This is a genomic window from Nocardiopsis sp. CNZ308 (assembly GCF_004217075.1).
Map to the genome: position 1 here is coordinate 5,915,778 of NZ_SHKJ01000001.1, position 13,837 is coordinate 5,929,614.

Genomic DNA, 13,837 nt, shown 5'->3' on the forward strand with positions numbered 1-13,837 from the left:
CCCGACGGGGCCCTGTTTTTTAGGATGCTCCCATGACAGATGAAAACGGCGTACTGCGCTGGGGCGTGCTCGGGACCGGCGGCATCGCCCACTCCTTCGCCGAGGCGCTCGGGTCCACCCCCGCGGCCCGGCTCACCGCGGTCGGCTCGCGCACCCCCGAGCGCGCCGAGGAGTTCGGCCGGGCCTGGGACGTCCCCGAACGCCACGGCAGCTACGAGGCCCTGGCCCAGAGCCCGAACGTGGACGCCGTGTACGTGGCCACCCCCCACCCCTGGCACCACCCCAACACCCTGACCTGCCTCAGAGCGGGCAAACACGTCCTAGTCGAGAAACCCATGGCGATGAACGCCCTCCAGGTCTCGCAGATGGCCGAGGCGGCCCGCGAGGGCGGCCTCTTCCTGATGGAGGCGATGTGGACGCGCTACCTGCCCGCCTCCCGCCTGGTCCGCGACCTGGTGGAGGACGGTGCGATCGGCGAGGTGCGCTGGCTCTCGGCCGAGTTCGGCTTCAACGCCCCCTACGACCCCGACCACCGCCTCTTCAACGCCGACCTGGGCGGCGGCGCCCTGCTCGACCTGGGCGTGTACCCGCTGGCCTTCGCCTCCCAGCACCTGGGCGAGCTGACCGTGGTGGGAGCCACCCGCCACCTGTCGCCCGACCGGATGGTGGACACCGCCACCACCGTGCTCGTGCGCGGCGAGAACGGGGGCACCGGCTCGCTGTCGTGCGCCTCGCAGACCACGCTGCCCAACCGGGGGGTGCTGGCCGGGACGAAGGGGCGGCTGGAGATCCCGAACTTCTGGATGGCCACCGACGTGGTGCTGCACCGCGACGGCCACGAGCCGGAGGCATTCTCCCGCCCCTTCCGCGCCAACGGCTACGAGTACGAGGCCGAGGAGGTCGCGCGGTGCGTGGCCGCCGGTGAGCTGGAGAGCCCCGACATGCCCTGGGCCGAGAGCCTGCGCCTGGCCCGGATCATGGACCAGATCCGCGACGTGGGCGGCCTGGTCTACAGCCCGGCCACGGTCAAGGCCGTGCCCCTGGCGTGATCCCGGCCGCTCCCTGCCTCTCCTTCCTGGGAGCGGTCCCACGCCCTGGTTCCCCGGCGCCCGCGGGAAGGTCCCCCGCCTCCCGAGGGCGCCGCCGCGCGTGCAGGAGGCGTGCGGCGGTGGCCCGTGCCAGGGCGGGCACGCTCATGCGGACCACCATCAGCAGGGCGTCGCGGGGGCCGACCTCGTGGGCGAAGTAGTCGTCGAGCGCGAGGTGGCCGCTGCGGGGCCGGGTGCCGTAGATCCGACCGTCGAACACGCGGTAGGCGTTGCGGATCAGCAGCGTGTCGGGGTCCAGGTGGGGCCCGTCGCCCAGCCACTCGGCGGCCTCGCCCGCGACGCGCCGGACCCGAGCGGGGAGGGGCCGGAGCTCGTTGGGGAAGACGCGCGCGTCGCCCAGGCTCCGGCGCCACGCGGCGTAGACGGCCGGGTGGCGGGTGCGCAGGACGACGTAGGTGGTCCGCAGCGGGTGGGCGAGGACCTCGCGGGTCAGGAAGTGGATCATCAGGGCGGCGGACAGGCCCGAGCGGCGGTGGGCGGGGACCACGCCCGCCGCGTCCAGGTACACGGCGCGCCGGGAGGCGAAGCGGCGGCGGTGGTAGCCGCCCCAGCCGACGGGGGAGCCGTCGGGGCCCAGGATCAGCGCCAGGGAGGCGACCTGGTCGAAGAACCCGGCGTCGATCCGGGCGCGCCAGTAGGACGAGTGGTCGGCGCCGAAGGCCCGCGCGGCCAGGTCGCGCAGGACGCGGTGCAGGCGTTCCCGGCAGGGCGGGGCCAGGGTCGCGGGGGAGTCCCAGCGGGCGAGGCGGTAGCCGGGGCACAGGTCCCGGACGGTGGGCGGCGCGCTCAGGTCGCGCAGTTCGGGTCCGTGGTCGTGGATGGTCACCTGCACCACTACTTTCACTACTCTCCGGAAAGAAACGACTCCCTAAAGTAGTGGTTTCGGCGTGCGTTCGGGCGAACTCCGCCCGAACGAGAGGGGGTCGGGCTACGCTTGCCACACAGGTGTTCTCCCACGAGGGGTAGGCGGGTATGTGCGCACAACCGGTACCGGACTGGCTCTTCCCCCCGGACAGAGGCTTCAGAGCCGAGGATCTGGACGCTCTGCCCAACCTGCCCCCCCACACAGAACTGATCGACGGGAGCCTTGTCCTTGTGAGTCCCCAGATGGGCTTCCACAGCGTTGTGATGGACCTGCTCACCATCGGTCTACGCCACACGATTCCAACCCGCTACCGTGTGCGCCGTGAGATGACCGTGACGCTCGGACCGCGCCAGCGCCCCGAGCCGGACATCATGGTTGTGGCCACCGAGGCGGTGGACAACCGGCAGAGCACCTTCCTCCCGAATGCGGTGGCGCTTGCGGTCGAGGTGGTGTCGCAGGAGTCCATGGAGCGGGATCGGCACCGTAAGCCCCAGCTCTATGCCCAGGCGGGCATCCCCCACTTCTGGCGGGTAGAGAACAACGACAGCTCGCCCGTGGTGTACGTGTACGAGCTGGACCCGGCCAAGGCCTGTTATGTGCCCACCGGTATCCACCACGACCGGCTCAAGGTCGAGTTCCCCTACCCCGTGGACATCGACCTGACCGAGGTCCACCAGCTCTGAACGCGCGGGCTCAGCCCGAGGCCGCCGCGCGGCCGAACCTCTCCGACAGGCGCGACATGTGCCCGCGCAGTTCGGCGGGCTCCTCCACCTCCATCTCCACGTCGAGCATGCCCAGGTAGCAGGCCATGTGGAGCAGCGAGTCCCCGGAGCACACCAGAACGCACGAGCGCTCGTCCACCGGCTCGATCCGCCCGAAGCCCGCCGCCGTGCGCTCGGCCTCCTCCGCCGGGACGAACAGCCTGATCCGCGCCTGCACGGGCCACATGTGCACGTCGATGCGCTCCCGCAGGTAGGCGGCGACCCCCTGCTCGGGCGGGTCGCGCGGGGGCACCCGCGGCCCGGTCGGCGTGAGCGGGCGCATCCGGTCCACCCGGAAGGTGCGCCAGTCGTCGCGTTCGGTGTCCCAGGCCACCAGGTACCAGCGCCGCCCGCGCGAGACCAGCCGGTGGGGCTCCACCACCCGGCGCGAGGCGCTGCCGTCGTGGCGCTCGTAGTCGAAGCGCAGCCGCTCGCTGTCCCGGCAGGTGGCGGCCACCAGCGCCAGAACGTCGGCGTCCACCGTGGGCCCGTCGGAGGGCATGGGGACGGTGAAGGCGCCCAGGGCGTCCACCCGGCGCCGCAGCCGCGAGGGCAGCACCTGCAAGAGCTTGGCCAGGGCGCGCACCGAGGTCTCCTCGATCCCCGACACCCCGCCCTGGGCGGCGGTGCGCAGCCCGACCGCGACCGCCACGGCCTCGTCGTCGTCCAGCAGCAGGGGCGGCAGAGCCGCGCCCGCGCCGAGCTGGTAGCCGCCCCCGGTACCCATGGTGGCCTGGATGGGGTAGCCCAACTCGCGGAGGCGGTCCACGTCGCGGCGGACGGTGCGCGGACTCACCTGGAGGCGGTCGGCGAGTTCGCCGCCCGGCCAGTCCTTGCGGGTCTGGAGCAGGGACAGCAGGCGCAGCAGGCGCGCGGAGGTCGCTCTCATGAGCGCAGTGTGCCAGGAGTGGAGGACGGTTCCGGTCCTGCACCCGCCCTTGGTCGGACGGCCGGGATGTCCGGGGGCGGGGGTCTCAGCCGGTCACGGCGACCGCCTCCACCTCGACCAGCTGGTCGTCGTAGCCGAGCACGGCCACTCCGAGCAGGGTGCTGGGCGCGTCGTGCTCACCCATGTGCGAGCGGACCACCTCCCAGGCCGCCACCAGGTCCTCCTGGCGGCTGGAGGCGACGTAGACCGTGGTCTTGACGACGCCGGCCAGGTCGGCTCCGGCGTCGTTCAGGGCGGTGCGCAGGTTGCGCATGACCTGCTCGGCCTGGCCCGCGTAGTCGCCGACCGCGACGGTGCGGCCGTCCCCGTCGAGCGGGCAGGCGCCCGCGGTCCACACCACGCGCGCGGGCGCCTGGACCGTGGCGGCGTAGGCGTAGTCCACGGCCTCGGTCAGGGTCTGGCTGCGGATCAGTCGGACGGCGCTCATCGTTCTCCCGGGGGTTTCTTTCGGTCTCCGGCCACCCCTACCAACGACCGCGCGGGGGCCGCGGGTTCCGGTTCTGCCCACGGCAGAGGGCCCGCCTTCCCCGGCCTGAGGGAGGCGGGCCCCGGGCGGCGTGCCCTCCCGCGCCGATCCGCGCCGCCGACCTCTCAGGACCGGTCGGGGATCAGGACGCTCAGGCAGGTCACGCACGCCTCCAGCTTCTCGAACTCGGAGATGTCCACCGGCAGCACCCGCCACCGGTCGGCGCTCAGCTGGTGGATCGTCTCGTGCGCCGCGGCGCTGACCAGCACGTCGCGCCCGCCCAGGGGCAGCACGTGCGCGCCCCGCTCCTCGGCCGCACGGCGCACCGGAGGCAGCGCCTCGGCCTCCACCAGCTCGGGCAGGCCCACCAGCGTGCCGTCGGGCAGCGCGGTCACCGCCGACTTCAGGTGCGGCGCCGCGCCCGTACCCACGCGCACGACCTCCCGGCCCAGCGGTTTGAGCAGCTGTTCGAGCTGGGCGGCGCCCTCGGCGTCGGTGCGCCCGCCCACGCCCACGTAGACCGTCGGGCCCACCTGGAGCACGTCACCGCCGTCCAGGGTCCCGGGCGCCTCGATCCGCGCCACCCGCAGGCCGAGCCTGCGCACCTGCGCCTCGACCCCCTCCACCTCGCCGCGGCGCTCCCGCGTGCCGGGGCGGGTCAGGACCGCCAGGTCCCCGCACACCACCACGGTGTCCTCCACGAACACCGCGTCGGGGTGCTCGGGCGCCGGTGCGACCTCGCACACCCGCCACCCGGCCGACGCGACGGCCTCCTGGTAGATCGTGTACTGGCGCGCGGCCAGGACCGGGTCCACCTCCGTGCGGGGGGCGACGCCCCGTGCCAGGCCGGGGCCGGGGCGGCGCATCAGGGCGACCCCGTAGTAGGTGTATCCGTCCACGTACGCGTCCTCCAGGGGTGCGGTGCCGGGGTCTGGGAAGAGCACAACCTATCGCGCACCCGTACCCGTTTCCCGGACGCGGCACGCGGGTCGTTCGGCTTGTTCGCCGGTGCGGGCGCGGGCAGGGTGGTGGCCATGGACGTGATCATTGTCGGCGGCGGGATCGTGGGGACGAGCGCGGCGTTCCACCTGGCCAGGAAGGGCGTGTCCACCGCGCTGGTGGACGCCTCGCACCCCGGGCAGGCCACGGCCGCCGGGCTGGGGGTGGTCTTCCCCTGGCCGCTGCCGTGGGACGAGCCGCCGGTGTGGGACTTCAAGGCCCGCGCGGCCGAGCACTACCCGCGGCTGATGGCCGAGTTGACCGAGGACGGTCAGGCCACCGGTTACGAGGTGGTCGGGGGCCTGTCCGTGGACCGGGAGGGCGACGACGCCGGGTTCGACCTGCTGCGCAACCTGTCCGAGCGCCCGGAGTTCGCGACGATGGGCGCGGTGGAGCGCCTGCCCCCGGGCGGGCCGCGCGAGCGGTTCCCGCTGCTGCCCGAAGCCTACGGCGGGGTGTTCGTGGAGGGCATGGCCCGGCTGAACGGAGCGGCGGCGCGGGCCGCTCTGTTCAATGCCGCCGAGGAGCGGGGGCTGCGCTACTTCAAGGGGGAGTGCCGCCTGCTGTGGGACGGCCGCCGGGTGGGCGGTGTGCGGGTGGGGAGCCAGGCCCTGGAGGCGCCCGTGGTCGTGGTGGCCGCGGGCGCGTGGTCGGCCGGTCTGCTGGCGACCGCCGGTGTGGACCTGCCCGTGCACCCGGTGTGCGGGCAGGTGACGCACTTCGCGCTGCCGGGGCGCGACACCCGCGCCTGGCCGGTGGTGCGGTTCGGCGAGCGCGGGTACTTCGTGTCGGCCTTCGGTCCCGACCGGGTGGTCACCGGCGGCACGTGGGAACCGGAGGCCGGGTTCGACCGGCGGGTGACGGCGTCGGGTCTGCTGCACAACCTCTCCACCGCGGTCGAGGTGCTGCCCGGACTGGCGGACGCCACGGTGGTGGAGACGCGGGTGGGGCTGCGGCCGTGCACGCACGACGGACGGCAGCTGCTGGGAACCGTGGAGCGGCTGCCCGGTGTGGTGGTGGCGACCGGGCTGGGCGGCGAGGGGCTGACCTTCGGGCCCTTCCAGGGGCTGGTCGCGGCCCGGCTGGCCATGGGGGAGGACCCCGGGGTGGACCTGTCCCCCTTCCGGCCCGACCGGCCCATGGCCCCCGCCTGACCCCGCCCGCGGCGGGAGCGGCCCGGACCGGTCGGGCCCGTCCGGTCCGGCGGGGCCAGGCGGGGAGTTGAGTAGCGGTACTCAGGCGCGCGGTCGGGGGAGCCGACAGCATGGACGCATGAACCCCTACACCCCCCAGCCCCGGTCCACCCCGCAGTTCTTCCTCCAGTCCGTCCTGTCCTTCGGCTCGGCGTCGGTCGGAGTGGGCGCGGGGATCATCTACCTCCCCGTCGACCTGTGGATCCGGGCCTTCCTCGGCCTGGGTCTGCTCTACGTGATCACGTCCACGTTCACCCTGGCCAAGTGCGTGCGCGACCGGCAGGAGGACGCGCTGGCCGCCGAGGCCGCCCAGAACTACCAGCAGTTCCCCGTCTGGAACGGAGAGCAGCCCGCCCCGCGCTCCTGAGCGGAACGGGTCGGCGCGGCGCGCGGGGACGGAGCGCGCCGCGCCCCGGGCCGCGCCGGTGTCAGGCGTTGGGCGGAAGAGCGGTTCCGGCGCCCCTCCGGCGCGGCCTGAGCAGGTCGTGGCGCTCCCTGGGCAGAGTGGGCTCGCCCGCGCCCTGCACGGTGAAACCGGCGTCCTCGATCATCTCCAGGTCGGCCCGGCCCGCCTGTCCCTCGCTGGTGAGGTAGTCGCCCAGGAACACCGAGTTGGCGATGTGCAGCGCCAGCGGCTGGAGGGAGCGCAGGTGGATCTCGCGGCCGCCCGCCAGGCGCACCTCCACGTCGGGGAAGACGAACCGGGCGGCGGCCAGGACGCGCAGGCACCGCTGCGGGGTCAGCTCCCAGGTGCCCTCCAGCGGGGTGCCCTCGAAGGGCATGAGGAAGTTGACCGGCACCGAGTCCGGTTCCAGCTCGCGCAGCGCGAACAGGGCGTCGACCAGGTCGTCGTCGCTCTCGCGCATCCCCGCGATCAGCCCGGAGCAGGGGGACAGGCCCGCCTGCCTGGCCCGGGTCACGGTACCCACCCGGTCGGCGAACTCGTGGGTGGTGCAGATGTCGGCGTAGCGCTCCTCCGAGGTGTTGAGGTTGTGGTTGTAGGCGTCGGCCCCGGCCCGGCGCAGCCGGTCGGCCTGACCCTCGGAGAGCAGGCCCAGGCAGGCGCACACCTCAACGCCGGGGTGCTCGCTCTTGATGCCCTCGATGGCGGGGGCCAGCCGCTCCACGTCGCGGTCGGTGGGGCCGCGCCCGCTGGCCACCAGGCAGACCCGGGTGGCGCCCGCCCTCACCCCGTGGGAGGCGGCCTCGCGGGTCTGGTCGGTCCTGAGCCAGGTGTACCTGACGATCCCGGCGTCGGAGCCCAGGCGCTGGGAGCAGTAGGAGCAGTCCTCCGGGCACAGTCCGCTCTTGACGTTCACGAGGTAGTTGAGCTTGACGCGGCGCTCGAAGTAACGCCGCCGGACGCGGAAGGCCGCGGCGACCAGGTCCATCAGGTCGTCGTCGGAACTGCTCAGGACCCCGAGGAGTTCGGCGCGGGTGGGCGTCTCGCGGCGAAGGGCCTTCTCGGCCAGGGGAAGGAATGTGGTCACGGGGACGATCCTGGGGCTCCGGACGCGGACGGCGCAGCCGCCCAACCAGCCAAAAACGCGGCGGAAGTCTTGTGCGGGGCGGCCGTTTGCCCCCGCCCCTCTCCCGCCGGGGACTCCGCAAGGGGCTCCGGGCCGCCCGGTGGCCGCTGGCGCCGGTCTTCGTCGCCCGGGGCCGCCGTACGCGGGCCGGGGGCGGCGGGAACCGCTGAGGGGGTGAAGCGCTGGTCAGCGGCTCCCGCCGGGGCGCCCCCTGGTCACCGGTCGAGCGACGCGGTGAGGCGTCGCAACGAGGCGTGGGCGGGCGGGCCCCAGGTGGCCTTGCCTCCGGGGCGGCCGTGGACCCCGGCGTCCCCGATGTGGATACCGCTGAGGGCGCGCAGCACCGCCCAGCCGCGGGCGCGGCGCAGGGTCGCGGCGTCCGGGTCCGGCCGGTAGGCCGCGTGGAAGAGGTCGGCGGCGCCGTCCGGCAGCAGGATCCACGCGGCGGCGAGGTCGCAGGCCGGGTCACCGGCGAAGAGGTCGCCGAAGTCGATCACACCCGAGAGGTCGCCGCCCGTGGTCAGGACGTTGGCCGGGTGCAGGTCGCCGTGGAGCCACACCCTCGGGCCCGCCCACTCGGGCGCGGCGGCGGCGTCCTCCCAGACCGCGCGGACGGCGTCCGGGTCGCGGACCAGACCCCGTTCGACGGCCGAGGCGAGTCCTCGGGCGAAGTCCTCGGCGGTCTCGGCCAGCGGGTTCCCGCGGTCCCGGCCCGTCGGCGCGTCGTCCGGGGCGGGGCGGTGCAGGGCCGTCAGGAAGGCGGCCAGGGTGGCGGCGGCCTCCGCGGCGCGCGTCGCGGGGGCGCGGTCGGCGGGTTCGCCGGGCACCCAGGTGGTGACGAGCCAGGGCCGCGGGTACCGCGCGGAGGGCTCGGCGAGGCGCTGCGGGACGGGGACCGGCAGGGGGAGGAGCGGGGCGAGGGCGGGCAGCCAGGTATGTTCCTTGCGCAGCAGCGCGTCCGCGGACCGCGTCGCCCAGGGCAACCGGACGGCGAGGTCGTCGCCGAGCCGCCACACCTGGTTGTCCCAGCCGCGCGCTCCGAGCCTGAGGGGCAGGTCCGCCAGGTCGGGGTGCTGCTCGCGCAGCAGGTCCCGGACCAGGTCCTCCGTGATGTCCGTTCCGTGGGCTGTCATGAACGGCAACGATAGAGGGGCGGCGGGCTCGGTCGGCGGACGGCTACCGACCGCGGGGGCGGGCGCCCCGCAGGAACTGCTCGACCGCGGTCTCGACCAGCCCGTCGAGCCTGTCCGCGTCGATCATGTCGCCGTTGACCATCGTGGCCAGACCCTGCACGGTCGCGTACAGGATGATCCCGATGCGCTCGGGGTCGCCGTGTTCGAGCGCACCGCGTTCCTGGCCCTCCTCGATCAGCTCGCGGACCTGACCGAAGGCGGCCTCGGCCGCCTCGGCGAGCCGTGTGGCTCCCGGCCGGTGTTTGCCGGAGTTCATCAGTTCGAGCAGCGCGGCGTTCTCGGTGGCGAAACGGGCGAAGGCCAGCACGGCCCTGTGCACCCGCACGTCGAACGCGTCCCCGGCCTCCGCCAGTGCGGTGCGCAGCGCCTCGCCCAACCGGACGAACCCCGCCTCGGCCAGGGCGTCGAGGAGCGCCTGCCGGTCGGCGAAGTGCCGTCGCGGCGCGGCGTGGCTCACACCGACCTCCCTGGCCAGGTCACGGAGGGAGAGCTGGTCCGCTCCGTGCTCGCGCAGCTGGCGCGCGGCGGCGTCGAGGATCGCGCTGCGGAGGTTGCCGTGGTGGTAGGGGCGCTGCCCGGCGGGTGGGGTCACGTCCGCCATCCTAACACGCGATGTTTGCATTGACATCATTGTTTGCACTGACTACATTCGAGGTCATGCCACCCTTCTCCGTCGAAGACGTCCCTGCCATGACCGGCCGCACCGCCGTCGTCACCGGCGCGAACAGCGGGATCGGACGCGTCACCGCCCGCGTCCTCGCCGAACGCGGCGCCCGGGTCCTGCTCGCCGTCCGCGACCTCGACAGGGGCCGCGCCGCCGCCGCGACGATGACCGGTGACGTCGAGGTCCGCCGGCTCGATCTCGCCGACCTGTCCTCGATCCGGGCGTTCGCGCGGCGACTCACCGGGCCCGTGGACCTGCTCGTCAACAACGCCGGCCTGTCGCTTCCGCCGTTGTCCCGCACCGCCGACGGTTTCGAGTCGCAGTTCGGGACCAACCACCTCGGCCACTTCGCGCTCACGAACCTGCTGCTGCCGCGGATCCGGGGGAGGGTCGTCACGGTGGCCTCGCTCGCGCACCTGATCGGCTCGATCGACTTCGCCGACCTCAACTGGGAGCGCAAGCCCTACCGGGCCTATTCCGCCTACGGCCAGTCCAAACTCGCCAACCTCCTGTTCGCCTCGGAACTCCAGCGGCGCCTCGACGAGGCCGGTTCCCCGGTGACGTCGACGGCCGCCCACCCCGGAATCTCGGCCACGAACCTGATGAGGACCGAGGGACGCGGCCCGGGGCTGCGGGCGACCCAGGCACTGATCGGTCTGGTCACGCAGAGCGCGGAACAGGGCGCCCTGCCCACGCTCTACGCCGCCACGGCGGACGTCCCCGGCGGCAGCTACGCCGGCCCCCGCCGCCTGATGGGGCTCCGGGGCGCACCGAAGCTGGTCCCACGCGCGGCGAAGGCGCGCGACGTCGACGCCGCGCGCCGGCTGTGGCAGGCCTCCGAAGAACTCACCGGAGTGGCCTTTGCGCTGAGGACACCCCGCGCAGCGCCATGAAACCGACCGTTCACGAACTCCGCCGCCGTCGGCACCGACGCGGCCCAGAAAGGAACCTCCCTTGACGCGGACACACCACACGCGGCCCCGCGACGCCGAACTCAGGCGTCTGCTGGACCGAGCCGAGATCAGCGAGGTCCAGACCCGCTACGCCACCGGAACCGACTCCCGTGACTGGGAGCTGTTCCGCTCCTGCTTCACCGACGAGGTCGAGGTCGACTTCGGCGAGGGCTTCGGCCAACCGGCCACGCGCATGACGGCCGACGCGTGGGTCGCGGGTACCGCGCCGCGGATGGAGTCCTTCAAGGCCACGCAGCACATGCTCACGAACCACGTGATCACCTTCGACGGGGACGACCACGCCACGTGTGTGGCCTACGTGCGGGCGAGCCACCACCTGCCCAACAGCCTGGGCGACAGCGACCAGACGGTCTACGGGTACTACACGAACCGGTTCACCCGGACCCCGAGCGGTTGGCGCATCGCCAGCGTGAAGCTGACGCCCCTGTGGATGACCGGGAACTTCGGCGTCTTCCAGTCCGCCCTCGCCGCGGAGGACGCCGCCTGAGGCGGCGCTACCCGGGCCGAGCCCCCGGACCTCGCGGCGGACGGGGCTCAGCCCCTCGGAGCGGACTCCCAGCGCGCGAGGCCCTCGCGGAACCCGGCGGCGGCGGTGAACACGTGGCCGCCCATGCCCAGCGCCTCGGCGGCCCGGACGTTCTCCTCGCGGTCGTCGACGAAGAGGATCCGCCCGGGCTCCACGCCCAGGGCCTCCTGGCACCACCGGTAGGCGTCCGGTTCGGGCTTGGCGCGGCGGATGCGGCAGGAGAAGGCGCGCACGTGGAAGCGGTCGAGCCAGGGGTGGTGCGCCTCGTAGTGGGCGGCCAGCTCCTCGGGGATGTTGGACAGCAGCCCGATCCGCCGGCCGGAGGCCGCGAGCTCCCCGACCAGGGCGACCATGGTCTCGTCCACGGCGCTCCAGCTGGCGACGTCGGCCTCGACGAGCGCGGCGACGCGCTCCCCGTCGAAGCGCGTGCCCAGGTCCTCGCCCACGCCGCGCCAGTACTCGGCGGCGCTCACGTCCGCGCGGTCGTAGGGCTGGCGCCGCGCCCAGTACGCCTCCCAGAAGGCAGGGGCGGGCGCGCCCGCGACCCGGACCAACCGGTCCTTGCCCTCCTCGGACTGGTGGCGGGCCAGGACGCCGAACAGGTCGAAGAGCACGGTCAACAGGACACACCTTCCTCACGGCACCGTCGGGAACCCGTCCAGATCGTACGCGGTCGGGCGCCGCGTGACCGATACACGTTGCGGGCCAAACGATGGACATCTTTTGGCCCGTGGGCGTTTTGTCCGTGACCCCCGGCTTCCCGGCGTGTCCACTCTGGGGACGAGCACTGTGCGACGTGGAAGGGACACCAGACGTGAGCGGAGCCAGACAGGCCGGGGACGAGTCGGTTCCGGCGGGGGAGGGCAACATCGTCCACGTGACGATGATCGCCGCGGCCGCGGCGATGGGCGGCTTCCTCTTCGGTTATGACAGCGCGGTCATCAACGGAGCGGTACCCGCCATCCAGGAGTACTTCGGAGTGGGACCCGCCACGCTGGGCTTCACGGTCGCCGCCGCGCTCCTGGGCTGTGTGGTGGGCGCCGCGGTCGCGGGCGCCCTGGCCGACCGCCTCGGCCGCATCCGCACCATGCAGGTCGCCGGTGTGCTGTTCGCGGTCAGCGCCATCGGTTCGGCGCTGCCGTTCAGCGTGTGGGACCTGACCGCCTGGCGGATCCTGGGCGGTGTCGCCATCGGCCTGGCCTCGGTGATCGCCCCGACCTACATCGCCGAGGTGTCGCCCGCGGCCTACCGCGGCCGCCTGGCGTCGTTGCAGCAGCTGGCCATCGTGCTGGGCATCGCCGCCTCGCAGCTGGTCAACTACGGCATCGCCCAGATCGCCGACGGCACCGCGAGCGGCATGCTGGGGCCGATCCAGGCCTGGCAGTGGATGCTGGGCGTCGAGGTCCTGCCCGCCCTGGTCTACCTGGGGCTGAGCGTGCTCATCCCCGAGTCGCCCCGCTACCTGGTACGCGTGGGGCAGACCGACCGCGCCCGTCGGATCCTGGCCGACGTCGAGGGCGGCGGAACCGAGCGGGTGGACAAGCGCATCGGGGAGATCCGCGAGGCGCTGGGCTCGGAGGTCCGGACCAGGCTGAGCGACCTGACCGGCCGCTACGGTCTGCTGCCCATCGTATGGATCGGCATGGCCGTCTCGGCGTTCCAGCAGCTGGTCGGGATCAACGTCATCTTCTACTACTCCAGTTCGCTGTGGCAGTCGGTGGGGGTGGAGGAGTCGGCCTCGCTGCTGCTGAGCCTGTTCACCTCCATCGTGAACATCGCGGGTACGTTCGTGGCGATCCTGCTGGTGGACAGGGTCGGCCGCAAGCCGCTGCTGCTGGTGGGCTCGGCCGGGATGACGGTGGCGCTGGCGCTGGCCGCCTACGCCTTCAACCACGCGGTGGTGCGGGGCGACGAGGTGACGCTGTCGTTCGGCTGGGGCGCGGTGGCGCTGACCGCGGCCAGCCTGTTCGTGCTCTTCTTCGCGCTGTCGTGGGGCGTGGTCGTGTGGGTGCTGCTGGGGGAGATGTTCCCGCTGCGCATCCGCGCCGCGGCGATGGGCGTGGCCACCGCGACCCAGTGGCTCACCAACTGGCTCATCACCGTGAGCTTCCCGAGCCTGCGCGACTGGAGCCTGAGCGGCACGTACCTGATGTACGCGTTCTTCGCGCTGGTGTCGTTCTTCTTCGTCCTGAGGTTCGTGAAGGAGACCCGCGGCAAGACCCTGGAGGAGATGCGGGGCTGAGGGTTCAGCGCTCCAGGTCGATCTTGCGCTGGAGGAACTCCTCCCGGTCGATCTGGCCGCGCGCGTATCTGAGCCGCAGCTCCTCCTCCGCCGCGTCCACGGCCTGTGGCGCGGGCGCGGCGGAGGCCCGGCGACGCCCCGGCCGGTCGAGGTCGGCGCGGGCCGCGCCCGCCACGGACGCCACCGTGACGACGAAGAAGACGCCCAGCGCCACCATGATCATCATGACGACCGCGGCCATGACGTAGGTCATCGTCTGCTCCCCACTCCTTGGAAGAACCGCTCCCCTCCTTCCTGTGTACCCGCGTCGGGGGTGCTTCTCCAAGGGTTCCTCGCACCTGTGGACAACCGCTCCGCCCGGATCGCC

General features: G+C 73.2%; 16 protein-coding genes. 7 read left to right on the forward strand and 9 right to left on the reverse strand.

Annotated features, from left to right (window positions below; all coding sequences use genetic code 11):
* Positions 1 to 32 precede the first annotated feature (32 nt).
* Entirely contained in the window at positions 33 to 1,049 is a 1,017-nt protein-coding gene (locus tag EV372_RS25485; RefSeq protein ID WP_130398115.1) for a Gfo/Idh/MocA family protein, read from the forward strand.
* On the opposite strand, the gene EV372_RS25490 is transcribed toward EV372_RS25485, so the two are convergent.
* On the reverse strand, positions 1,027 to 1,944 hold the full coding sequence (locus EV372_RS25490) for a GNAT family N-acetyltransferase (protein WP_130398116.1): 918 nt from the start codon (positions 1,942 to 1,944) through the stop codon (positions 1,027 to 1,029). The genes EV372_RS25485 and EV372_RS25490 overlap by 23 nt on opposite strands.
* A gap of 137 nt (positions 1,945 to 2,081) precedes the next feature.
* Here EV372_RS25490 and EV372_RS25495 point away from each other — a divergent pair, with 137 nt between their 5' ends.
* A complete protein-coding gene (locus EV372_RS25495; RefSeq protein ID WP_130398117.1) occupies positions 2,082 to 2,657 on the forward strand; it encodes a Uma2 family endonuclease in 576 nt (191 codons plus the stop codon).
* 10 nt (positions 2,658 to 2,667) lie between these two features.
* Here EV372_RS25495 and EV372_RS25500 read toward each other — a convergent pair whose 3' ends face one another.
* From EV372_RS25500 to EV372_RS25510, 3 genes are all read right to left on the reverse strand, one after another.
* Positions 2,668 to 3,624 (reverse strand): helix-turn-helix transcriptional regulator, encoded by a 957-nt coding sequence (locus EV372_RS25500; protein ID WP_013153130.1) that lies wholly within the window; start codon positions 3,622 to 3,624, stop codon positions 2,668 to 2,670.
* A gap of 85 nt (positions 3,625 to 3,709) precedes the next feature.
* Positions 3,710 to 4,111 carry a RidA family protein gene (locus EV372_RS25505; protein ID WP_130398118.1) on the reverse strand — a complete coding sequence of 134 codons (402 nt, stop codon included), beginning with the start codon at positions 4,109 to 4,111 and terminating at the stop codon, positions 3,710 to 3,712.
* Between the two features lie 164 nt (positions 4,112 to 4,275).
* On the reverse strand, positions 4,276 to 5,049 hold the full coding sequence (locus EV372_RS25510; protein WP_130398119.1) for an arginine deiminase family protein: 774 nt from the start codon (positions 5,047 to 5,049) through the stop codon (positions 4,276 to 4,278).
* 135 nt (positions 5,050 to 5,184) lie between these two features.
* Here EV372_RS25510 and EV372_RS25515 point away from each other — a divergent pair, with 135 nt between their 5' ends.
* Positions 5,185 to 6,303 carry an NAD(P)/FAD-dependent oxidoreductase gene (locus tag EV372_RS25515; protein WP_130398120.1) on the forward strand — a complete coding sequence of 373 codons (1,119 nt, stop codon included), beginning with the start codon at positions 5,185 to 5,187 and terminating at the stop codon, positions 6,301 to 6,303.
* 118 nt (positions 6,304 to 6,421) lie between these two features.
* Complete coding sequence (locus tag EV372_RS25520) at positions 6,422 to 6,709, forward strand: YiaA/YiaB family inner membrane protein (protein ID WP_130398121.1); 288 nt, start codon at positions 6,422 to 6,424, stop codon at positions 6,707 to 6,709.
* A gap of 61 nt (positions 6,710 to 6,770) precedes the next feature.
* On the opposite strand, the gene bioB is transcribed toward EV372_RS25520, so the two are convergent.
* The 3 genes from bioB to EV372_RS25535 form a co-directional block, all read right to left on the reverse strand.
* Positions 6,771 to 7,832, reverse strand: a complete 1,062-nt coding sequence (gene bioB, locus EV372_RS25525; RefSeq protein ID WP_130398122.1) for a biotin synthase BioB — start codon at positions 7,830 to 7,832, stop codon at positions 6,771 to 6,773.
* Between the two features lie 254 nt (positions 7,833 to 8,086).
* Positions 8,087 to 9,004 (reverse strand): phosphotransferase, encoded by a 918-nt coding sequence (locus EV372_RS25530; protein WP_130398123.1) that lies wholly within the window; start codon positions 9,002 to 9,004, stop codon positions 8,087 to 8,089.
* A gap of 43 nt (positions 9,005 to 9,047) precedes the next feature.
* Positions 9,048 to 9,665, reverse strand: a complete 618-nt coding sequence (locus tag EV372_RS25535) for a TetR/AcrR family transcriptional regulator (protein ID WP_130398124.1) — start codon at positions 9,663 to 9,665, stop codon at positions 9,048 to 9,050.
* Between the two features lie 56 nt (positions 9,666 to 9,721).
* Between EV372_RS25535 and EV372_RS25540 the strand changes: the two genes are divergently transcribed.
* Together EV372_RS25540 and EV372_RS25545 are read left to right on the forward strand one after the other, a co-directional pair.
* Positions 9,722 to 10,621, forward strand: a complete 900-nt coding sequence (locus EV372_RS25540; protein ID WP_130398125.1) for an oxidoreductase — start codon at positions 9,722 to 9,724, stop codon at positions 10,619 to 10,621.
* A 61-nt stretch (positions 10,622 to 10,682) separates the two neighbouring features.
* Positions 10,683 to 11,189, forward strand: coding sequence for a nuclear transport factor 2 family protein (locus EV372_RS25545; protein WP_130398126.1), 507 nt, complete (start codon positions 10,683 to 10,685; stop codon positions 11,187 to 11,189).
* Positions 11,190 to 11,236: 47 nt separating this feature from the next.
* Here EV372_RS25545 and EV372_RS25550 read toward each other — a convergent pair whose 3' ends face one another.
* Positions 11,237 to 11,848 (reverse strand): HAD family hydrolase, encoded by a 612-nt coding sequence (locus EV372_RS25550; protein WP_130398127.1) that lies wholly within the window; start codon positions 11,846 to 11,848, stop codon positions 11,237 to 11,239.
* 194 nt (positions 11,849 to 12,042) lie between these two features.
* On the opposite strand from EV372_RS25550, the gene EV372_RS25555 reads away from it, so the two are divergent.
* Complete coding sequence (locus EV372_RS25555) at positions 12,043 to 13,470, forward strand: sugar porter family MFS transporter (protein ID WP_130398128.1); 1,428 nt, start codon at positions 12,043 to 12,045, stop codon at positions 13,468 to 13,470.
* A gap of 4 nt (positions 13,471 to 13,474) precedes the next feature.
* On the opposite strand, the gene EV372_RS25560 is transcribed toward EV372_RS25555, so the two are convergent.
* Positions 13,475 to 13,723, reverse strand: coding sequence for an SHOCT domain-containing protein (locus tag EV372_RS25560; RefSeq protein ID WP_130398129.1), 249 nt, complete (start codon positions 13,721 to 13,723; stop codon positions 13,475 to 13,477).
* Positions 13,724 to 13,837 lie beyond the last annotated feature (114 nt).